Consider the following 21025-nt stretch of genomic DNA (forward strand, 5'->3'; position numbering starts at 1 on the left):
ATAAGGGGACCGGCGCATGGCGCCCGCCCGCGACCGTCGCACCGGTTTCTCGCGACGGCGGCAATATGGAGCTTTCCTGGCCTATGTGCTCGCGGTGGCGGGCGCGGTGGTGGGCGCGGTGCTGCTTGTCGCATCGACCTTCAACCCGCCCGCCTTCGGCGCCCTGCGCATGACCCTGGGCAGCGTGACCGCGCCCATCTCCGGCGCGTTCGTCGCGATCGGCGATGCGGTCAGCGGCGTGCCGGATGCGATCGGCCATTATTTCTTCGTCCATTCCGAAAACGAGCGGCTGCGCGCCGAACTCGTGCAGTCGCGCAAGCTACTGCTGACCGCGCGCACCATTTCCTATGACAATGTCCGCCTGCGCCGGCTGCTCGCCGTGCGCGACCGGACGCCCGATACGGTGGCGACCGCGCGGCTGGTCAGCTCGACCGGATCAAGCGGCCGTCGCTTCGCGCTGCTCAACGCGGGCCGCTGGCAGGGGGTGAGCCCCGGCATGGCGGTGCGGGGACCCGAAGGGCTGATCGGGCGCGTGACCGAGGCGGGGCCTGCCGCCGCCCGCGTCCTGCTGCTGACCGATCCCGAAAGCATCGTGCCCGTTCGCCGGACGCGCGACGGCCTGCCCGCCATCGCGGTCGGGCGCGGTGACGGCACGCTGGAGGTGCGGTCGGTCACCACCAACGTACGGCTGGCCAAGGGCGACCTGTTCGTCACCTCGGGCACGGGCGGGCTCTATGCCCCCAATATTCCCGTCGCGCGCATCCAGAGCGACGGCGGGGACGTGGCCACCGCGCGGCCATTCATCCACCCCGACACGCTGGATTTCGCGATCGTTCAGCGTGCCTTCATGCCGATGCCGCCACCTGCGCCGGCACCCCGGCCGTGACCCTCGACACCAGCAACCCCTTCGACCCCGGACTGCCCCCCGCACGCGCCCGCGCGCTGCCCTGGCTGACCGTGATGGCCGGATCGCTCTGCGCCATCGTGCCGGTGGTGGCGATCGTGCCGCTGCAGCCGCCGATGGGGCTGCTGATGCTGCTTGCCTGGCGGCTGGTGGCGCGCTTTGCGCTCCGGCTGTGGGCGGCGGCGCCGCTGGGTCTGTTCGACGATCTGTTGTCGGGTCAGCCGCTGGGCTCGGCGATGCTGCTCTGGTCGCTGACCTCGCTTGCCATCGACCTGTTCGAGCATCGGCTGGTGTTCCGCGACTTCTGGCAGGACTGGCTGATCGCCAGCGGGGCCATCGCCTTCTGCCTGATCGCCGGGCGCTTTTTGGCGGTGCCGGTGGGGGCGCAGGTCGACGCGCCGCTGGTCGTTCAGATCGCCATCACCATCCTGCTATTCCCCGTGGCGACGCGGCTGGTCGCCTGGATCGATCGCAAACGCGGCCGGAATGAGGTAGGGGCGTAAGCATGGATCGCCCGGGGCGGATCATGACGGAGGCCGCGCAGGCCTATAGCTTTTCCAGGCGTGCCTTCGTGCTGGGCACGGCACAGGCAGGCGTCGGCCTGTTGCTGGCCGGGCGCATGGCGTGGCTGTCGATCGCGCAGAACGAGAAGTATAATCTTCTCTCGGAAAGCAACCGGGTCAACACGACGATGATCCCGCCGCGTCGCGGCTGGCTGATCGACCGGCACGGCATTCCGATCGCCAACAATCGCACCGACTTCCGTGTCGACATCATCCCCGACCGGCTGGCTGACGAGGACAAGGACCGCGTCCTGAACCTGCTGCGCCAGATCCTGAAGCTGGATGACGAGGCGATGGAGCGTATCCGCCTCGACCTCGACCGCGCCGCCGGGTTCCAGCCGGTGCAGGTCGCCGAGCGGCTGGACTGGGAACGCTTCGCGGCGGTCAGCGTCCGTCTGCCCGAGCTGCCCGGCGTTCAGCCCACGCGCGGCTTCGCCCGCTTCTATCCGGCGGGGCCCGCCGTCGCGCATCTGACCGGCTATGTCGGCACGCCGACCGCCGAACAGTTCAAGGCGACGCACGACCAGCTGCTCGTGACCCCCGGCTTCAAGCTGGGCAAGGACGGGCTGGAAAAGATGCTGGAGCCGTATTTGCGCGGCAAACCTGGCGCCAAGCGGGTCGAGGTGACGGCGCGCGGCAAGGTGGTGGCCGAACTCGCCACCCGCCCCGACGTGCCGGGCAAGAATATCCGCCTGACCATCGATGCGGGGTTGCAGGAATATGCCGCCCGCCGCCTGGGCACCAATTCGGGGTCGGCAGTGGTGCTCGACTGCCGCACCGGCGAGACGCTGGCGATGGTGTCGATGCCCGCTTATGACCCCAACAGCTTTTCGGACGGGATCAGCCATCTGGAATGGTCGATGCTGTCGGAAAACGACCATGTTCCCTTGATGAACAAGGTCACTCAAGGCCTCTATCCACCGGGTTCGACGGTCAAGCCGATGAACGGCCTCGCGCTGCTGGAAGCGGGCGTGGGCGAGAACGACCGCGTGCTGTGCACCGGCGCGATGCGGGTCGGCACAGGCATCTTCCACTGCCACAAAAGGGGCGGTCACGGCGCGCTGAACCTGAAGGGTGCGATCGAGCAGAGCTGCGACATCTATTTCTACGAGATGATCCGGCGCATGGGTTATGACCGGATCGCGCCGGTCGCTCGCATGGTCGGACTGGGCCAGAAATTCGACCTGCCGCTTAGCACGCAACGTTACGGCACCGTGCCCGATCCGGCGTGGAAGCTGAAGAAATACAAGACGAAATGGACCGTCGCCGACGGCCTGAACGCCTCGATCGGCCAAGGCTATGTGCTGGCCAATCCGTTGCAGCTGGCGGTCATGGCGGCGCGCCTAGCGTCCGGGCGGCATCTGGAGCCGAGCCTGTTGTCGCACCAGGTGCATCTCGACGCCCCCGCCCTGCCCGTCGCCTCCGAACATCTGGCGATCGTGCGCGACGCGATGTTCGGCGTGGTCAACCAGGGTGGCACGGGCGGCGCGGCGCGGATGCTGGTGCCCGGCGTCAGCCTGGCGGCCAAGACCGGCACCGCGCAGGTGCGCCGGATTTCCATGGCGGAGCGGCGCAGCACCGGCGTGCTCAAGAACGGGCAACTGCCCTTCAAGCTGCGCGATCACGCGCTGTTCGTCGGCTTCGCGCCCGCCGACAATCCGCGTTATGCGATTTCCGTCGTCCTCGAACATAACGGCCATACCGTGCGCAACCTGGACGCGCCGTTGATCGGGCGCGACATCATGACCTATCTGTTCGACCGCGACCGTGCGCTGGCCTCGCTGGCGCAAGACGAGCCGACCTGGGGCGGCGACATCGCGACGCGGATGAAGGCCGACGAAGCCGCCTACCGCGCGGCGCACTCGCCCAAGCCCGCCTCCGCCGCGACAAAGACCGATGCGGGCGCGGCAACCGATGCTCCCGCCGTATCGGCCGCCACCAACATGTCGGACGCGCAGGCCGAAGCCATGGCCACGCGCGAGTCCGATCCCAGCGACGAGCCGAGCGACCCCAATCCATGAGCGGCCCCCGCATCATCCCCGAACCCATCGCCCGGCTTCCCTGGCGCGTGATCCTGCTGGTGACCGCGATCGGCTGTTTCGGGCTGGTCGTCCTCTATTCCGCCGCCGGTGGCTCGCTGACCCCCTGGGCCAAGCCGCAGGGGGTGCGCTTCTTCGTGTTGCTCGCCGGGTCGCTGGTCCTGTCGCGCCTGCCCCTCGACCTGTGGCGACGCATCGCCATGCCGGGGTATCTGATCCTGGTGGTTCTACTGGTGCTGGTCGAGCTGCTCGGCGCGGTGCGCGGGGGGAGCCAACGCTGGCTGGACGTCGGTTTCATCCGCCTGCAACCCTCCGAGCTGATGAAGCTGTTCATCGTGCTGGGCGCGGCGCGCTTCTACGAACTGATGCCGCCCGGCGAGACGCGGCGCTTTTCGGGCATATGGCCTGTCGCCGCGATGATCGCGGTTCCCGCCGCCCTTGTCATGAAGCAGCCCGATCTGGGCACGGCGCTGATGATCTGCGCGGGCGGCGCGACCGTCATGTTCCTGGCGGGTGTGCCGCTGAGGCTGTTCATCGGCGGTGCGATGGCGCTGGCGGTCGCGGCTCCGTTGGCGGTCAATTTCGTCTTGCACGATTACCAGCGCAACCGCGTGCTGATCTTCCTCGATCCCGAGAGCGATCCGCTCGGCACCGGCTATCATATCAGCCAGTCGAAGATCGCGATCGGATCGGGCGGCATCTGGGGCAAGGGCTTCCTGAACGGCACGCAGAGCCATCTCGACTATCTGCCCGAAGGCCACACCGATTTCGTCTTCGCGACCATGGCGGAGGAATGGGGTCTGGTCGGCGGGTGCTTCCTGATCCTCGCCTTCCTGCTCGTGATCCGCTGGGGCCTCAACGTGGCGCAGGCCGCGCCGACGCGCTTTGCCCGGCTGACCGCGGCGGGACTGTCGACGACGATCTTCATCTACGTGATGGTCAATCTGATGATGGTGATGGGCCTTGCCCCGGTGGTCGGCATTCCCCTGCCGCTGGTCAGCTATGGCGGGTCGTCGCAGATGACGGTGCTGTTGTGCCTAGGCATATTGATGGCGATCGACCGGGAGAATCGCCGCTCCACCCGCTGGTGAGGAAAAATCGTCACGCCCGCGCAAAAAGCATTTGCAAAGCGGAAACGGCCTGCTAAAGGCGCGCCTCCCGATCGCAAGGCGGGCCGCCGGACGGCCTGACAAGCGTGACGATATGGACGCATAGCTCAGTTGGTAGAGCAGCTGACTCTTAATCAGCGGGTCCTTGGTTCGAGCCCAAGTGCGTCCACCAGTTTCTCTAACGGCCCTGCAGCGATGCGGGGCCGTTGTGCATTCGGGCTTCTCCGATCCGCCCGTGACCGTGCGCGGTTCGCGCTTTGCCTCATATCTGTCATGTCTGCGTGGCAGGGTCGGAGGGCTTAAACCATGGACCCGTCATGCGCCTGCTGATCGTCGAGGACGATCCCGTCATCGCCGAGCAGATCACCCACGGCCTGGGTTCGGCCGACCGGCAGTTGCGCCTGGCGCAAACCGGGGCCGAGGCGCTGCTCGCGCTGAAACAGGAACATTGGGATGCCATCGTGCTGGACCGGATGCTCCCCGACCTGAACGGCCTGTCGGTCATCGACCAGATAAGGCGTGATGGTCATGCGACGCCGATCCTGATGCTGAGCGCGCTGGGATCGGTGAAGGACCGTATCGAGGGGCTGGCGATTGGTGCGGACGATTATCTCGCCAAGCCCTTCGACATGGATGAACTCGCCGCCCGTATCGCCGCGATCAGCCGACGCGGCACGGTGACGAGCGACAATCCCCGGTTGGAGGTCGGCGGCCTGCAACTCGATCCCAGCGGGCATCAGGCCCGGTTTCGCGACCGGGCCGTTGCGCTCAACCGGCGGCAATATTCGCTCCTCGCCCACCTGATGCGCCATGCCGACCGGCTCGTCACCCGCTCGATGCTGCTGGAGGGGGTATGGGGTTATGCCTTCGCCCCCACCGCCAATATCGTAGAAAGCAATCTCAGCCGGTTGCGCACGGCGTTGATGGGCATCGACTGCGACCCGATCGAGACGCAGCGCGGCGCGGGCTATATCCTGCGGTCCGATCGATGCGTCTGACGATACGGCGCGGCCTGGGTCGGCTGCCCATCCAGGTCGGGCTGACCTTTACCGTGATGATGGCATTGGTCGGGGTGATCGGGTTCAGCGTGGCCGACACCTGGATCGCGCGCCGGGTCGACGCATCGCTGCACGCCCATGCGGCGAAATATCTGGGGCTGGGCCATGGCCAGCCGGTGACCGATGCCATCGTCGCCGCGAAGATCGCCGACTGGCAGCAGCGCAAGGTGCTGAGCCAGCGGACCTATGTCCTGTTCGGCGCGGATGGCAGGCGGATCGCCGGGCGGCTGGACATCGCGCCGCCGCCGCTCGGTTATTCCAACGTCCGCTTCCACGCGGGCGGGCGGGCGACGCAGAAGGGGCGCGCGCTGGCGACGCGCCTACCCAGCGGCAGCCTGCTCGTGATCGTCCAGCATAGCGAGGCGGGCGAATCGCTTCATGAACTGCTGCCCTGGGTCGTGGTCGCGCTGTCGCTGACGGCGGCGGTGACGGGGGTCGCGGTGACCCTGGTGTTCGCGCGGCTGATCGCAGTCCGGCTCGCCGCGACACAGGAAACGGCGGACGCGATCGCCGGCGGCGACCTCAGCCGCCGCGTGCCGACGCAAGGGCTGGACGGCGTGTTCGCGGGGCAGGCCGACAGCCTGAACCGGATGCTCGACCGCATGGACGATCTGGTCCGCACCCAGCGACTGTTCGCCAGCAACCTGGCGCATGACCTGCGCACCCCCCTCACCCGGCTGCGCGGCATCCTGCGCGGCGGAACGAACGATCCGACTGTGCTGGAGCGAGCGGAGCGCGAATGCGCCGCGATCATCCGCATTTTCGACGCGCTGCTAAGGCTGGCGGAGATCGAGGGCGGACGGCATCCGGTGGCGCTTACCCCGCTCGATCTCGGCGCGCTGATCGAAGATGTCGCCGAGACGATGGAGCCGGTGCTAGCCGATCATGGTGGCACACTGACGCTCGACGCCGGGGCGCGGCCGATGGTGGCGGGCGATGCCGATCTGCTGGGGCAGATGCTGGTCAACCTGCTCGACAATGTGGTGACGCACACCCCGCCCGGCACCGCCGCGCGCCTGGCGCTGGCGTCGGACCGGGCGTGTGCGCGCATCACCGTGTCGGACAACGGGCCCGGCCTGGCCGAGCCCGACCGCGCCCGCGTGGTCCAGGCGTTCGAGCGGGCGGCACAGGCGGAAACGCAGGGCAGCGGCCTCGGGCTGGCGATCGTCCAGGCGATCGTCCGCTTCCATGGCGGCACGCTGCGGCTGGACAACGCCCGGCCGGGCCTTGCCGTCCAGATCGCGCTGCCGCTTAGGCCGCCCGGCGCCTGCGACGATTTCGCCGCCGGTTGAGCCACATCGTCAGATACATCCAGAAGCCCGAGCCCGCGAAGAACAGCAGCGCCACACCCCCGCCAATGTTCAGCGCAATGCCGACCGGCCCCAGTGTCTCGCCCGAATGGATATGCTTGAACCAGCGATTCCAGCTTTTCATCGTGCTGGTCGGCGCAGGATTGGCCGCCGTAGCCACGCTCGGCGCCGGGCTGTCCAGCAGGTCGGTCGCCTGCGTCGCCAGCCCGGTCGCGGCGAGCAACAGCAGCAGGAGCGCGAACCAGGGGGCGAGCATATGGTGCCAACGGCGCATCGGGCGGATATCCATGATCGGTGAAGCGTGGGCCGCCCTGACACCCGCAATGTGACAGTGCGGCGATGATTGCATTCTAAGTTTGCAATGTTGGCGAGCTTTGGCGGCGAACGCGATCCTTTGTCACGGATCGGTCACGGACCAGACCTAGCGCGCCGCTCGACACGGTCGTGCCCCGACGGGAAGGGGCCGCCGACCAGTGGGGGGAACCATGATGTCGATCCAAAACAGGATGCCGATCGCACTCGCGCTCGGCCTTTGGGCCAGTGCTGCTTTGGCCGAGCATGACGGTCGCCCGGTGGCCGAACTGCTCGATCCCGCCGCCTTTGCGCCCGAGCGGATCGTCGCACCGCCGCCCGCTCCGGGCTCGGACGTGGCGAAGCAGGAACTGGCCTATCTGCGCGCGCTGCATCGGGCCGCGCCCGCCGAGCGCATCGCGCGCGCCGATGCCGATGGGCATGACAAGGGCCCCCATGCCTTCAACGCGGTGACGGGCCGCGACCTGACCGCCCTGCCCGCCACCGCCGCGCTGCTCGCGCGGGTCGATGCCGAGACGGACGCGGTCGTCGATCGCGCCAAGGATCATTTCCGCCGCATCCGCCCCTATCGCACCGATCCCACCCTGCCCCATTGCGGCAAGGGCAAGGGGGTCGACGACAGCTATCCCAGCGGCCACTCGGCGTTTGCCTGGTCGACCGGCTGGACGCTGGCGCAGCTGATCCCCGACCGCGCCGCCGCCATTCTCGGCCGGGCGCGCGACTATGCCGAGGGGCGGCAGATCTGCGCCGTCCACTACCCCTCCGACGTTGAGGCGGGCCATGCGCTCGGCCAGCTGATCGCCGACCGCCTGCTCCACGATCCGCGTCTCGCCGATCAGGTCGCCGCCGCCCGCGCCGAACTCGCCCGCCGCTGAGCCCTTACACCTTTCCTTCGAGGACCCGATGATGACCAAGCTTGCGTTTCGCGCCGCCCTGCTGGCCGCCACCTCACTCGCCCTGCCCACGTTGGCCCATGCCGATCCGGTGGGCGTCGCCGCGAACGATCCCACCAGCGACCCGGCCACCCAGTCGACCACCGCCAACCAAGCGGGCCAGGCCAATGACAAGCAGGCGCTGACCACCTCCGACGTCATCGTCACTGGATCGCGCACCGCCGAGGCCGCGCCGCTCACCGCCTCGCTTACCACCACGCAGCCGCAATCGGCCGTCAGCCGCGACTATATCGAGAATATGGCCGCCACCGCCGATGTGAACGAGCTGATCGCGCTGACCCCCGGCGTATCGATCTCGGGTGCGGGCAATGGCTATGGCCTGTCCGAGACCAAGGCGACGATCCGGGGCTTCCAGGACGGCGAATATAACGTCACCTACGACTCGATCCCCTTTGCCGACACCAACAACCCCACGCACCATTCGACGGCCTTCTTCCCGTCGAACACGATCGAGACGATCGTCGTCGATCGTGGCCCCGGCAATGCCAGCCAGCTTGGCCAGGCCAGCTATGGCGGAAACATCAACATGTATTCCCGCGCCGCTACCCCGGACTCGGAAGTGCGCGGCGAGGCGATCGTCGGCAACTGGAACACGTTTATCGGGCGTGCCCTGTACCAGAGCGGCACCCTGGACAAGCTGGGCGGCGCGCGCGTCGTGCTGACCGGCCAGTATCTGACCTCGGATGGCGCGCTCAGCTACTCGCCGGTCGGCTCGAAAAACCTGTTCGGCAAGACGGTGGTACCGATCGGCAGCGCCAACACGCTGACCGTGATGAGCAGCTGGAACCGTAATTTCTATTACCAGTCGGACGTGCTGAAGGGCGCGACCTGCGGCAGCGCAGCGACCGATGCCTATAACGCCGCCAATCCCAAGGCGATCACGACCACCGCGCTGGGGGCCGATGGCCAGCCGCTGAGCCAGCTGACCGGACAGGGTTGCGGTACGACTTCGCAGATCGGTCAATATGGGCTGAATTACGGCCTGGGCAACGATCCGACCCAGCATGACTATTGGCGGTACAACCGCACCGACAAGACGACCGACTTCTCGTATCTACGGCTGCAGAGCGACCTGGGCGGCGGGCTGACGCTCGACAACCGCGCGTACATGTACGGCTACACCAACAACACGCTGTCCGGGAATGGCAGCTCGTCCTTCGGCGTACCCAAGGGCGGGACGCTGCCGGTGTTCCAGGTCAAGTCGACGGGTGTCGTCACCGGCTTCACCGGCGCCGGGACCGCCGCCTCGCCCTATACGGCGGTGACCAGCGCAACGGACGTGCTGGGTTATGATAAGCTCAACAAATACCGCGTCTTCGGCTATATCGGCCAGGCGGATTACGACTTCGGCTTCGGCAAGCTGCGGCTGGGCGGCTGGTATGAATATGCCGTCACCGATCGCCACAATTTCGACCTGGACCGCACCACTGGCCTGCCCAGCTATAACGAGAAGTTTGCGAGCGGCACGGCGGCGACCAGTGCGCTGCCGCCGATTTCCCAGGCGAACATCAACTTCGCCCAGCATTCGACCTGGCACCAATATCAGCTGTTCGGCGAGATGGAGATCCGCCCGGTCGACGGCGTGTCGATCACGCCCGGCGTGAAATATGTCCACTTCACGCGCGGCGTGGATGCGGCCCTGCAACAGAAAACCCGAACGCCGCTCGATCTCAGCGCGACCTGGACCAAGACCCTGCCCTTCCTGACCGCCAACTGGCAGGTGAAGAGTAATTGGTCCTTCTACGGCCAATATGCGCAGGGCATGTACGTGCCCGACCTGTCGAGCTTCTACTCCGCCTCGGGCCAACTCGTCACCGCACTCGACCAGCTCAAGCCCCAGACGACGACCAACTATCAGATCGGCACCGTCTGGCACGGGCACAGCGTCTCGCTGGACGTCGACGGTTATATCATCAACGTCGACAACAAGATCGGCACCTGCACCACGACAGGCTGCGACCAGTCGCTGCTCGTGAACCAGGGCCAGGTCCGCTACAAGGGCGTCGAGGGGCAGCTGAGCGTCATGCCGATCCGGGGGCTGACCCTGTTCGGCAATGCCAGCTACAACCAGGCGCGCAGCGTGCAGACCGATGCGCAGATCGGCAAGGCGCCGTTCAGCACGGCGGCGGCGGGCTTCATCTTCCGCCGGGACGGCTTTCGCGTCTCGTTCGACCAGAAATATACCGGGCCGCAATATGCCAATGATTACAATGGCAGCCCCGGCTTCCGCCTGTACCGCATCCGTCCCTACAGCATCGGTCAGTTCGCGATCAGCCAACAGGTCGAGGGCGGCCTGAAACTGGGCGTGACGGTCAACAACGTCTTCAACAGCCGCGCGGTGACGCAGATCGCGACCAGCAGCACGGGCGCACCGACCACGACGATCAACGGCACGAAATACCAGTCCGGCTATGGCCAGCTGGACCAGTTCAACTTCCTGCCGCCGCGCTCCTTCCTGCTGACGGCGGGTATTTCCTTCCGCTGACGGGAGACGGGAACAGCCGAAAGGTTGACAGATTTGATAAAAACTCTATGGAAAGCCCTTCGGTGCGCTTGGGACAGGGCCGCTTGATAGCGGTTCTGCGCGATGTCTCCGGTGCGTTCACCAGTTTCTCCAACGGCCCCGCAGCGATGCGGGGCCGTTGTGCATTGGGCCTGTATGGCCCTCCCAATGGGATGAAGGATTGATGGCAGGATATAAGGTTCCCGGTTTCGCCGATCGTGCATCGGCCTCGCGCGACGCCAAGGCGGCCGCGCTGGAAAAGCTGCGCAACAAGGCCGCGCCCGACCCGGCGGTCGTCGCCGCCCGCGCCGCCGCGCGCGAAGCAAAGGAAGCTGCCGAGGCCGAGCGTCGTGCCGCCCACAAGGCCGCGATCGAGCAGGAAAAGGCCGCCCGCGAGGAAGCCCGCGCCAAGGCCCAGGCCGAGGCGGACGCCGCCGCCGAGGCAGCCGCGGCCGCTGCGCGCCCGCCGGTGGTTCCCACCGCCGCCGAGCTGAAGGCCGCACGCGACGCCCGCTACGCCGCTCGCAAGGCGCGCCAGGGCAAATGACCCCGCGCGAGCTGCTGGGCATTGCCGAGGTGCCCGGCGGCGAGCCCCTGCGGCTGTTTCGCCGGGGCAAGGACTTCATGATCGTGCTCGACCGCAACGAGCTGATGAGCACGCGGATGAGCGGCTCGGAAGTGGCGCTCGGCACGATGACCTGCGACCGGCTGGGCGGTCGGTCCGCGCCGCATCTCCTGATCGGCGGCTATGGCATGGGCTTCACCTTACGCGCGGTGCTGGCGCGCTTGGGCCGCGATGCGCGGGTGACGGTGACCGAGCTAGTCCCCGGCATCATCGAATGGGCGCGCGGCCCCATGGCCGAGCTGACTGCCGGTTGCCTGGACGATCCGCGCGTGACGCTGGCCATGGGCGATGTCGGCAATGCCATCTATGCGGGGCGCGGGACCTATGACGCCATCCTGCTGGATGTCGACAATGGCCCCGACGGACTGACCCGCCCGGCCAATGACGGGCTTTATTCCAACCGCGGCCTGGACGAGGCACGAATCGCGCTGCGGCCCGGCGGCGTGCTGGCCATCTGGTCGGCGGCGCCCGATCCGGTCTTCACCCGCCGCCTGTCGCGCGCGGGCTTCCTGGTCGACGAAGTGAAGGTCCGCGCCCGTGAAAACGGCAAGGGCGCGACCCATACCATCTGGTTCGCGACGCCGCGGTAAGAGCGTAACGCGACCCTCACCCTTCCCACCCGCTATCGCGGGCGGGCCCCTTCTCTCTCCCATCGGGAGAGGGAGGGAGGCGCGAAGCGCCGGAAGGGTGAGGGTGTTGGCGGGTCAGTCCTCCCGCTTGGCCCCATCCAGCTCCTTGCGAAGCCGCGCCTGCTCCACCGCATCCCGCTGCTTCTCGGCCTTGGTCCGTCCGAACCGCGCCCGGTTCTCCGCCGCCTGCTGCTCGGCGGCCCTGCGGGCCAGGCCTTTGCGCGCCTGGCGGAAGTTGACGACCTCCCCCATCAGCGCCGCCGCAGCCGCCGGAACAGCCCCTTGCGGCGGCTGAACGCCTCGAACATTTCGTCCGGCCCTTCCGGGTCCAGCACCTCATTGTCCGCCAGCCATTCTTCGACACCCGACAGGTCGGGTACCTCATAGGGGCGCAGGCTCCGCCCTTCCCCGCCGCGCAGCACCTCGACGGCGGCGATCAGCGAGCCGGTGCGTGCGACGGTGGCGGTGACGGCCGCAGGCGCCACCCCCAGGTGCTCGGCGAGCAGATCGTCGCGGATCGCCGCGATCCGCTGTCCGGTCTCACCTCCCGGCTCGACCGCGATGGCGAGATCGCATTCGGTGTCCAATCGCATCGAGCGATTGTTGAGATTGGAAGAGCCCAGGCGGAACACCCGGTCGTCGGCGATCAGAATCTTGGCATGGCAGTAGATCGCCTCGCCCCCCGCCGTGAAGGGATGATAGAGCCGCAACCGTCCATGCCGGTCGCGCCGCCGCAAGGCCTCGACCAGCCGCGCTCGCGCCGTGTCCATCGCGATCGGCTCCAGCCAGCCTTGCGCGGTCAGCGGGTTGATGATGACAAACTCGGGACCATCTTCTTCGTCCAGCCGCCGGGCGATCGCCTCGGCCACCCGGCGCGAGGCGAAATACTGGCTCTCGATATAGACGTATCGTTCGGCCCGCGCGATCTGGGCGAGGAACAGCGCCTCATTCTCGTGCACCGGAGCCTGATCGTCCATCTCGGGCATGGTGCGGGCGATAGCGACCGGCTGGTCGGTAAAGTCGGGCTCCAGCCCCTCGGGCCAGCAGCTGGCGCCCGGCACCGCCGGCTCCATCGGCTTGCCGCCCGCCGCATGCCAGCGCTCACGAAACAGCTCGCCCAGCGCGTGGGTGACGGGTCCCTCCACCGCGCTGACCGCGTCATGCCAGGGCTTATAGGGCTGGCCGCCGGGCCGTTGGCGACCGGGATCGTCGTCGCGGTGTTCGCGCGTGTCCCAGCGTTCGCTGGTCATGTCGATGCCGCCGCAAAAGGCGAGCTGGTCGTCGATGATGACGATCTTCTGGTGATGCGATGCTGCGATGGGGTGATGGCCGTCCAGCTTGGTATGGATGCGATCATGCGCCATCCACTTCAGGACGGTGAAGAAGGTCTTCCCCCGGAATAGCGACTTGATCGCGCCGGTGTCCCAGCGGAGCAGGAATATCTCCAGGTCGGGCTGGCGCTGGACCAGCGAATAGATGAAGTCGCCGACCGTCTCGCCCGGCGCCTCGTCATGGTCGAGGACGATGCGTGCGTCGAAATCCCAGCCGATCAGCAGGATCTGCCGCCGCGCGTTCAGCATTGCCCGCCGGGCCATGCGGAAATATTTCTCCGCATCGATGATGACCGCCATGCGATCGGCCTGCTCGATCCGCCAGCATTCCTGTCCGACCTTCAACGACGATCTCCCCATGTCCGCGCGCGTCATGCCCCGGCGATCCCGCGCTGGCAAATGGCGAAACGGGGGCCGGCGCGAAAACGTCGCGACCGTCCAAACACAAATGGCGCTCAGAAGATGCGATAGCGGACGGGTCGGATCGACAGGGACTGGCCAGGCGTCGCCTCGGTCGAGACAGGCAGGTCGAAGGTCAGCGGTTCGGGCACACCGGCGAGCTTGGCGGTGATCCGGCGGGAGCGGCCGATCGGGCGGCTGGCCAGCACCATGATGGACAGCGCATCCGCCGCGCCGGGTTCGGCCAGTTCGACGTCGTGCGGGCGGATATGGATTTCGCCCGCGCCCTGCCCGCACGCCTCGTCGGCGACGGTGGCGAGCTGCGCACCGATGACCGCGGCACCCGCTTGGCGAGTGACGGGCAGCCGGTTCGTCTCGCCGATGAAGGAGGAGACGAAGGCGGTGGCAGGCGCACCCTGCACCTCGGCAGGCGTCCCCACCTGCTCGATCACGCCGCCGCGCATCACGACGATGCGGTCGGCGATCTCCAGCGCCTCTTCCTGGTCGTGCGTCACGAAGATCGAAGTCAGGCCCGTCTCGTCATGAATCCGCCGCAGCCAGCCGCGCAAATCCTTGCGCACTTGGGCATCGAGCGCGCCGAACGGCTCGTCGAGCAGCAACAAGCGCGGCTCGATGGCCAGCGCGCGAGCGAGCGCGACGCGCTGGCGCTGACCACCCGACAGCTGGGCGGGGTAGCGGTCGCCCAGTTGCGGCAACTGGATGAGTTCCAGCAGCTCGGCGACCTTGGCCGCGATCACCGCCTTGGCGGGGCGGTCGCGCCGCTTGCGCACCGTCAGCCCGAAGGCGATGTTCTGGGCCACCGTCATATGGCGGAACAGCGCGTAATTCTGGAAGACGAAGCCGATGCGGCGCTCGGCGGCGGGCGTCCCAGTCATGTCCTGCCCGTCGAACAGGACATGACCTTCATCCGCGAAGTCCAGCCCGGCGATGGTCCGCAGCAGCGTCGTCTTGCCCGACCCCGACGGCCCCAGCAGCGCCAGGAACTCGCCGGGCTTCGTCTCCAGCGTCACGCGGTCCAGCGCGGTGAAGCCCCCGAACCGGCGGGAGATATTCTCGACAACGATGCTCAATGCGCGGCTCCCGCCCGGTGGATGCCGAAACGCCATTCCAGCACGGTCTTCACTCCCAAGGTCACCAGCGCGAGCGAGGCGAGCAGAGACGCCACCGCGAATGCGCCGACAAAATCATATTCATTGTACAGGATCTCGACATGCAGCGGCATGGTGTTGGTCAGCCCCCGGATATGCCCGGACACCACCGACACCGCGCCGAACTCGCCCATCGCGCGGGCATTGCAGAGCAGCACGCCATAGAGCAGCCCCCAGCGGATATTGGGCAGCGTGACATGCCAGAAGGTCTGCCACCCGTTCGCGCCCAGCGACCGCGCCGCTTCCTCGTCGTCGCGACCTTGTTCGGCCATCAGCGGGATCAGCTCCCGCGCAACGAAAGGAAAGGTCACGAAGACGGTCGCCAGCACGATGCCCGGCACCGCGAAGATGATCCGCACGCCATGCGCGGTCAGCCATGGCCCCAGCCAGCCCTGCGCTCCGAAGAGCAGCACGAAGATCAACCCCGACACCACCGGCGACACCGAAAAAGGCAAATCGATCAAGGAGATCAGCAGGCTTTTTCCGCGATAGTCGAACTTGGCGATGGCCCAGGATGCCGCGATGCCGAACACGGCGTTGACCGGCACGGCAATGGCCGCGACCAGCAGGGTCAGGCGGATCGCCGCCAGAGCATCCGGGTCGACCAGCGCGTCGACGAAGACGTGCCATCCCTTGGCAAGACCACCTGCAAACACCATGACAAGTGGTAGAAAAAGGAACAGCGCCAGAAACACGAAGCCCAAGCCGATCAAGGCCCGGCGAGCCCAGGGGCTTTCGACGGTGGTAGGATTGGTGCCGCTCATCGCGTCCCCCGCTTGGCGCGCCACGCCTGGAGCAGGTTGACCACCAACAGCATCGCGAAGGACAGGACCAGCATCACGCAGGCGATGGCCGTCGCACCGTCATAATCGAACTGTTCCAACTGGGTGATGATCAACAGCGGCGCGATCTCCGAATGAAAGGGCTTGTTGCCCGCGATGAAGATGATCGAGCCATATTCGCCCACGCCACGCGCGAAGGCGAGCGCGAAGCCAGTCAGCAGCGCGGGCGTGATCGCGGGCAGGATGATGCGGGCGAAGGTCTGAAGACGCGACGCTCCCAAGGTCGCGGCGGCTTCCTCGACATCGCGGCCCAGGTCGGCCAGAACCGGCTGGACCGAGCGAACAATGAACGGCAAGCCTATGAAAATAAGCGCAATCGCAACACCCAGCGGCGTGTAGGCCACCTTGATGCCCAGCGGCGCGAGCAGCGACCCGACCCAGCCGTTATCCGAGTACAGCGCCACCAGCGCGATACCCGCCACCGCCGTGGGTAGCGCGAACGGCAGGTCCACCGCCGCGTCAATCAGCTTCTTGCCCGGAAAATCGTAGCGCACGAGAATCCAGGCGATCAGCAACCCGAACACCGCATTGACCGCCGCCGCCGCCAGCGCCGCGCCGAAGCTGAGGCGATAGGCGGCCAGCGCCCGGGGCGAAAGCCCGGCCGCAGCAAAACCCTCCCACCCCATGCCCGCTGCACGGATGACCAGCGCGGACAGGGGCAACAAGACGATCAGGCCGAGCCAGAACAGGGTCATCCCCATGGTCAGGCCAAAACCGGGCAGCGCCGAGCGGCGCTTCGTTCCGAACACCGCGATCAGCGCCGCGTGCCGCCGGCATAGATGGCGTCGAACACCCCGCCATCGGCGAAGAACCGCTTCTGCGCGGCACCCCAGCCACCGAAATCCTTGATCGTCACCATATCGACCTTGGGGAAGGTCGCGGCATATTTGGCGAGCACCGCCTGGTCACGCGGGCGGTAGAAGTTGCGCGCGGCGATCTCCTGCCCTTCCGGCGTGTAGAGGAATTTCAGATATTCAGTCGCGACCTGTTCAGTACCATGCGCCTTGGCATTGGCGTCGACCACCGCGACCGGCGGCTCGGCCAGGATCGAGATGGAGGGCACGACGATGTCGAACTTGCCCGCTCCCAGTTCCTTTTCGGACAGCAAGGCCTCATTCTCCCAGGCGATCAGCACATCGCCCAGCCCGCGCTCGACAAAGGTCGTCGTCGCCCCGCGCGCACCAGAATCAAGCACCGGCACATGCGCATAGAGGCTGGCGACATATTTCTGCGCCGCCGCGTCCGATCCGCCCGCCTTCTTGCCATAGGCCCAGGCCGCCAGGAAATTCCACCGCGCGCCGCCGCTTGTCTTCGGGCTCGGCGTGATGACCTGCACGCCCGGCTTCACCAGATCGGCCCAGTCGCGAATGCCCTTGGGATTACCCTTGCGGACCAGGAACACGATCGTCGACGTATAGGGCGAGCTATTGTCGGGCAGACGGCTCTGCCAATTGGCGGGCAGCAGCTTGGCACGCTCGGCGATCGCGTCGATGTCATAGGCCAGCGCCAGCGTCACCACATCGGCGGACAGCCCGTCGATCACCGAGCGCGACTGCTTGCCCGATCCGCCATGGCTCATGCGGAAGGATACGGTCTTGCCGGTCTTGGCCTGATAGTCCTTGGCGAAGGCGGCGTTGACGTCCTTGTACAGCTCACGCGTCGGATCATAGCTGACGTTCAGCAGCTCGACCGTGCCCTTGCCGTTCCCGCCGCCCGAACAGCCGGACAGGCCAATCGTACCGATCATCAAGGCGGCCATCATGGCCGGAAATGGTGCTCGCATCTGGACCCGTCCCTTTCGTTTCGCCGCACACCCTATCTCGATCCCCCCGATAGGAAATGCCGGAAAGCTTGGGACGCACAAAGCCCTGCTTTTGCTCCCCCGATCCCGACAGACGCCCTGTTTGGCACGACCGGCCCTTGTAACGGCACGGGTGAGGGACGATCTTCCGCCCGCATCAATCGCTTACCATTGTGAAAGGACGCGCATGACCGCCCCCAATTTCGACGTGAAAACCGGCCTTTATATCGGCGGCGAATGGCTGGGTGCGGAAGGGCGCGAGACCCAGGCGGTACTGAACCCGGCCACCGGCCAGCCGCTGGGCGATCTGCCGCTGGCCACCACCGCCGATATGGACCGCGCTTTGGAGGCCGCCGCACGCGGCTTCGAGCAGTGGCGCAAGACCGCGCCGCAGGAGCGGGCCGCCGTGCTGCTTCGTACCGCCGCGCTGGTCCGCGAGCGCGCCGAAGACCTCGCCACCCTCGCCACGCTGGAGGAAGGCAAGCCGATCGTCGAGGCGCGTGGCGAGGTCGCCGCGACCGCCGCGCTGCTGGAATTCCATGCGGGCGAGGCGGTCCGTATCTATGGCCGCGTGCTGCCGCGTCCGACCGGCACGCGCTCGCTGGTGCTTCACCAGCCGGTCGGCCCGGTCGCGGCCTTCTGCGCCTGGAACTTCCCCGTCATGAACCCGGTGCGCAAGATTTCGCCCGCCATCGCGGCGGGGTGCTCGGTCATCCTGAAGCCCAGCGAGGAAACCCCCGCCAGCGCCATCGCGATCATGCGCTGCTTCCAGGATGCGGGCCTGCCGGGCGATGTCGCCCAGCTGGTCTTCGGTGTGCCCGATGCGGTGTCGCGCCACCTGCTAGCCTCGCCGGTGACCCGCAAGCTCAGCTTCACCGGATCGGTGCCGGTCGGCAAGCATCTGCTCAAGCTCGCCGCCGACACAGTGATGAAGTCGACCATGGAGCTGGGCGGGCACGGACCCGTGCTGGTGTTCGACGATTGCGATCTCGACAAGACGCTCGATACGCTCGTCACGCACAAGTTCCGCAATGCGGGTCAGGTGTGCGTCGCGCCCACCCGCTTCCATGTCCAGGAGGGCATCTATGAGCGCTTCGCCAAAGGCTTTGCCGAGCGTGCCGCCGCGCTGAAGATCGGCGACGGCCTGTCGAGTGACACGCAGATGGGCCCGATGGCCAATCCGCGTCGCCCCGAGGCGATCGGCGCGATGATCGAGGATGCGGTGAAGAACGGCGCACGCAAGCTGACCGGCGGCGAAGCCCAGGGCGGTAACGGCTTCTTCTTCGCGCCCACCGTGCTCGCCGATGTGTCGCTCGACGCCAAGGCGATGAACGAAGAGCCGTTCGGCCCGATCGCGTTGATCCGCCCCTTCGCCACCACCGAGGACGCGATCGCGGAAGCCAACCGCCTGCCCTTCGGCCTGGGTGCTTATTGCTTCACCGAGAATGGCCGCCGCCAGAACCAGCTCGGCGACGAGATCGAGGCGGGCATGATCGCGATCAACACCGTGCGCCTCAGCTGGGGCGACGCGCCGTTCGGCGGGGTGAAGGAAAGCGGTTATGGCTCGGAGGATGGTCCCGAGGGTATCGCCAACCATATGATCACCAAGGCGGTTCACATCACCTGATGTTCCCAAGGCCCGGCGGTTCCGATCGCCGGGCCTTAGTCCTGGCCGCGCGCCCGATAGGCCGCCCGCGCCGCCTCGACCTCCGGCTGATGACGGTCCGCCCAGCGGATCAGCCCGCGCATCGGCTCCAGAAACGAGCGCCCCAGATCGGTCAGGCTATATTCCACACGCGGCGGCACCTCGGCATAGACGGCCCGCGCGACTAGGCCGTCCTCCTCCAGCCGCCGGAGCGTACGCGACAGCATCTGCTTCGACACATCGCCGATCCGCCGCAGCAGGACATTGAACCGCAACGTCCCCGGCTCCAGCGCGGCGAGGACCAGCAGGCTCCACTGGTCGCCGATCCGATCCAGCACCTCGCGGATCGGGCAACCTCCCTCCCCGGTCAGCGTCATGGTCACATCGGCGTGACCTGGTCCTTTCAAAAGGACGTCTTGTGGGGCGGCGTGGCTCTGCATAATTCGACGGTCTACAAAGTGGACCATAGAAAGGAAAGACCATGAAGATCGCGCTGATCGGAGCCTCGGGCAATGCAGGCTCGCGTATCCTGAAGGAATTGTCGGACCGCGGCCATGCGGTGACCGCCATCGCGCGCCATCCCGATCGGATCGCCGCCCTGCCCGGCGTCACCCCCGTCGCCGGCGACCTGAGCGATACCGCCGCGCTGGCCGAGACACTGCGCGGGCATGATGCGGTCGTCAGTTCGGTGCACTTCCTCGTCACCGATGCAAAGAGTCTGATCGACACGGTGCGGGCTTCTGGCGTGACGCGCTATCTGGTCGTCGGCGGCGCGGGCAGCCTGGAGGTCGCGCCCGACCAGCGCCTGATCGACCAGCCGGGCTTCCCGGAAGAGTATCGGGCCGAAGCGAGCGCGGGCGCCGCGTTCCTCGCTCTGCTGCGGGGCGTCGAGGATCTGGAGTGGACCTATCTCTCGCCCTCCGCAGCCTTCATCCCCGGCGAGCGGACCGGCCGGTTCCGGCTCGGCACCGACCAGTTGATCGCGACCGAGAACGGCAGCAGCATCTCGTTCGAGGATTACGCCATCGCGCTTGCCGACGAGATCGAACAGCCGCGCCATATCCGCCAGCGTTTCACCGTCGGCTATTAAGGCCGCTCCTGGCCGGGATCGCCCTTTTGATCCCGGCCGCAAGAAAAATGTCAAAAACCCTCTTGGCAGGTCGGACATGCCCAGCTAATAGCGCCCCACCAGACGGGGACCTCGCTTCCCCGCCATGCCGCAGACCGGCATCGGACGCATAGCTCAGTTGGTAGAGCAGCTGACTCTTAATCAGCGGGTCCTTGGTTCGAGCCCAAGTGCGTCCACCATATTCAGTATCGTAGATCTGTTTTGTTAGCCTAGTTTGGCTGCTTATACGAGTTCCGCCACATTTGCTCCGACGCCTGAGGCCCAGAGCTTCGCACGGAAATCTTCACGCGGTCCGGGCGCATCTCCCAAATCAAACCGGATCTCCCATACGAGTTCTGACCACAACTGATCATGTCGTTTTTGCGTGAAAGCAGCAGCGTTGCCCTCTGATATTTCATCCGTGAATCGATGAAGCGACGAGATCACGTCCTGTGAGGCGATCAGGTGCAAGTTATTAACCGCATTGGCAAAACGCACCTTAGCATCAAGTGGCGTGGCAGCACCTACAATGCCGCTCGCCGCTCCAAAAAATTCCTCATAGTACGTAAGCTTCTTGGCACGCCAAATTGCGTCCCGTTCTTTCGCCTTCGTGAGAATTATCGCACCTGCAGAAGCAATAATGGCTGCCAACGCTGATATTATCGCCGCAGCCATAAACTTTCTTTTCCTTCCATCTTTTTCCGGTAAGGTGATCGACGCGACAA

At 66.5% G+C, this 21025-nt stretch carries 21 protein-coding genes and 2 tRNA genes; 14 read left to right on the forward strand and 9 right to left on the reverse strand.

Going from position 1 to position 21025, the window contains the following annotated elements; all coding sequences use genetic code 11:
* Positions 1–16 precede the first annotated feature (16 nt).
* The 7 genes from SSA01S_RS02460 to SSA01S_RS02490 all read left to right on the forward strand — a co-directional run bounded on the left by SSA01S_RS02460 (position 17) and on the right by SSA01S_RS02490 (position 6965).
* Positions 17–886: a rod shape-determining protein MreC gene (locus tag SSA01S_RS02460; RefSeq protein ID WP_061779044.1), complete on the forward strand. Its 870-nt coding sequence runs from the start codon at positions 17–19 to the stop codon at positions 884–886.
* Positions 883–1407: a rod shape-determining protein MreD gene (mreD, locus tag SSA01S_RS02465; RefSeq protein WP_058732103.1), complete on the forward strand. Its 525-nt coding sequence runs from the start codon at positions 883–885 to the stop codon at positions 1405–1407. Before SSA01S_RS02460 ends, mreD begins: the two co-directional genes overlap by 4 nt.
* A 2-nt stretch (positions 1408–1409) precedes the next feature.
* Entirely contained in the window at positions 1410–3488 is a 2079-nt protein-coding gene (gene mrdA, locus SSA01S_RS02470; RefSeq protein WP_061779045.1) for a penicillin-binding protein 2, read from the forward strand.
* Positions 3485–4597 carry a rod shape-determining protein RodA gene (gene rodA, locus SSA01S_RS02475; RefSeq protein ID WP_058717655.1) on the forward strand — a complete coding sequence of 371 codons (1113 nt, stop codon included), beginning with the start codon at positions 3485–3487 and terminating at the stop codon, positions 4595–4597. Before mrdA ends, rodA begins: the two co-directional genes overlap by 4 nt.
* Before the next feature lie 114 nt (positions 4598–4711).
* A tRNA-Lys gene (locus SSA01S_RS02480) sits at positions 4712–4787 on the forward strand.
* Between the two features lie 145 nt (positions 4788–4932).
* Positions 4933–5613: a response regulator transcription factor gene (locus SSA01S_RS02485; protein ID WP_061779046.1), complete on the forward strand. Its 681-nt coding sequence runs from the start codon at positions 4933–4935 to the stop codon at positions 5611–5613.
* Complete coding sequence (locus SSA01S_RS02490) at positions 5604–6965, forward strand: sensor histidine kinase (protein WP_061779047.1); 1362 nt, start codon at positions 5604–5606, stop codon at positions 6963–6965. Before SSA01S_RS02485 ends, SSA01S_RS02490 begins: the two co-directional genes overlap by 10 nt.
* On the opposite strand, the gene SSA01S_RS02495 is transcribed toward SSA01S_RS02490, so the two are convergent.
* A complete protein-coding gene (locus SSA01S_RS02495; RefSeq protein WP_061779109.1) occupies positions 6925–7257 on the reverse strand; it encodes a hypothetical protein in 333 nt (110 codons plus the stop codon). The two genes, SSA01S_RS02490 and SSA01S_RS02495, sit on opposite strands and share 41 nt — an antisense overlap.
* Positions 7258–7489: 232 nt before the next feature.
* Here SSA01S_RS02495 and SSA01S_RS02500 point away from each other — a divergent pair, with 232 nt between their 5' ends.
* The 4 genes from SSA01S_RS02500 to SSA01S_RS02515 all read left to right on the forward strand — a co-directional run bounded on the left by SSA01S_RS02500 (position 7490) and on the right by SSA01S_RS02515 (position 11966).
* Complete coding sequence (locus SSA01S_RS02500; RefSeq protein ID WP_244885529.1) at positions 7490–8170, forward strand: phosphatase PAP2 family protein; 681 nt, start codon at positions 7490–7492, stop codon at positions 8168–8170.
* Between the two features lie 31 nt (positions 8171–8201).
* On the forward strand, positions 8202–10733 hold the full coding sequence (locus SSA01S_RS02505; protein WP_419836490.1) for a TonB-dependent receptor: 2532 nt from the start codon (positions 8202–8204) through the stop codon (positions 10731–10733).
* A 202-nt stretch (positions 10734–10935) separates the two neighbouring features.
* On the forward strand, positions 10936–11298 hold the full coding sequence (locus tag SSA01S_RS02510; protein WP_061779050.1) for a DUF6481 family protein: 363 nt from the start codon (positions 10936–10938) through the stop codon (positions 11296–11298).
* On the forward strand, positions 11295–11966 hold the full coding sequence (locus tag SSA01S_RS02515; RefSeq protein ID WP_061779051.1) for a spermidine synthase: 672 nt from the start codon (positions 11295–11297) through the stop codon (positions 11964–11966). Before SSA01S_RS02510 ends, SSA01S_RS02515 begins: the two co-directional genes overlap by 4 nt.
* A 114-nt stretch (positions 11967–12080) precedes the next feature.
* On the opposite strand, the gene SSA01S_RS18990 is transcribed toward SSA01S_RS02515, so the two are convergent.
* The 6 genes from SSA01S_RS18990 to SSA01S_RS02540 form a co-directional block, all read right to left on the reverse strand.
* Entirely contained in the window at positions 12081–12257 is a 177-nt protein-coding gene (locus tag SSA01S_RS18990; protein ID WP_082794888.1) for a DUF4169 family protein, read from the reverse strand.
* The gene (locus tag SSA01S_RS02520) at positions 12257–13711 is read right to left on the reverse strand and encodes a phospholipase D-like domain-containing protein (protein WP_439951128.1); all 1455 of its coding nucleotides are present in this window, start codon (positions 13709–13711) and stop codon (positions 12257–12259) included. Before SSA01S_RS02520 ends, SSA01S_RS18990 begins: the two co-directional genes overlap by 1 nt.
* Positions 13712–13791: 80 nt before the next feature.
* Positions 13792–14826 (reverse strand): sulfate/molybdate ABC transporter ATP-binding protein, encoded by a 1035-nt coding sequence (locus tag SSA01S_RS02525; RefSeq protein ID WP_061779052.1) that lies wholly within the window; start codon positions 14824–14826, stop codon positions 13792–13794.
* Positions 14823–15668, reverse strand: a complete 846-nt coding sequence (cysW, locus tag SSA01S_RS02530) for a sulfate ABC transporter permease subunit CysW (RefSeq protein ID WP_061779111.1) — start codon at positions 15666–15668, stop codon at positions 14823–14825. The genes SSA01S_RS02525 and cysW overlap by 4 nt, the downstream gene beginning before the upstream one ends.
* Positions 15665–16495: a sulfate ABC transporter permease subunit CysT gene (gene cysT / locus SSA01S_RS02535; protein ID WP_156477634.1), complete on the reverse strand. Its 831-nt coding sequence runs from the start codon at positions 16493–16495 to the stop codon at positions 15665–15667. The genes cysW and cysT overlap by 4 nt, the downstream gene beginning before the upstream one ends.
* A gap of 5 nt (positions 16496–16500) precedes the next feature.
* Complete coding sequence (locus tag SSA01S_RS02540; RefSeq protein WP_061779112.1) at positions 16501–17493, reverse strand: sulfate ABC transporter substrate-binding protein; 993 nt, start codon at positions 17491–17493, stop codon at positions 16501–16503.
* Between the two features lie 241 nt (positions 17494–17734).
* Here SSA01S_RS02540 and SSA01S_RS02545 point away from each other — a divergent pair, with 241 nt between their 5' ends.
* Positions 17735–19174 carry an NAD-dependent succinate-semialdehyde dehydrogenase gene (locus tag SSA01S_RS02545; protein WP_061779054.1) on the forward strand — a complete coding sequence of 480 codons (1440 nt, stop codon included), beginning with the start codon at positions 17735–17737 and terminating at the stop codon, positions 19172–19174.
* Positions 19175–19209: 35 nt separating this feature from the next.
* On the opposite strand, the gene SSA01S_RS02550 is transcribed toward SSA01S_RS02545, so the two are convergent.
* Positions 19210–19569: a winged helix-turn-helix transcriptional regulator gene (locus SSA01S_RS02550; protein WP_061779055.1), complete on the reverse strand. Its 360-nt coding sequence runs from the start codon at positions 19567–19569 to the stop codon at positions 19210–19212.
* Between the two features lie 104 nt (positions 19570–19673).
* Between SSA01S_RS02550 and SSA01S_RS02555 the strand changes: the two genes are divergently transcribed.
* Both SSA01S_RS02555 and SSA01S_RS02560 read left to right on the forward strand, forming a co-directional pair.
* Positions 19674–20282 carry an NAD(P)-dependent oxidoreductase gene (locus SSA01S_RS02555; protein WP_061779056.1) on the forward strand — a complete coding sequence of 203 codons (609 nt, stop codon included), beginning with the start codon at positions 19674–19676 and terminating at the stop codon, positions 20280–20282.
* 142 nt (positions 20283–20424) lie between these two features.
* Positions 20425–20500: transfer RNA gene (locus SSA01S_RS02560), tRNA-Lys, on the forward strand.
* A gap of 43 nt (positions 20501–20543) precedes the next feature.
* Here the strand turns inward: SSA01S_RS02560 and SSA01S_RS19415 are convergent.
* Complete coding sequence (locus SSA01S_RS19415; protein ID WP_156477636.1) at positions 20544–20975, reverse strand: hypothetical protein; 432 nt, start codon at positions 20973–20975, stop codon at positions 20544–20546.
* Between the last annotated feature and the right edge of the window lie 50 nt (positions 20976–21025).

This window comes from Sphingomonas sanguinis NBRC 13937 (assembly GCF_001591005.1).
In the GTDB taxonomy this organism is placed as follows: Bacteria; Pseudomonadota; Alphaproteobacteria; order Sphingomonadales; family Sphingomonadaceae; genus Sphingomonas; species Sphingomonas sanguinis.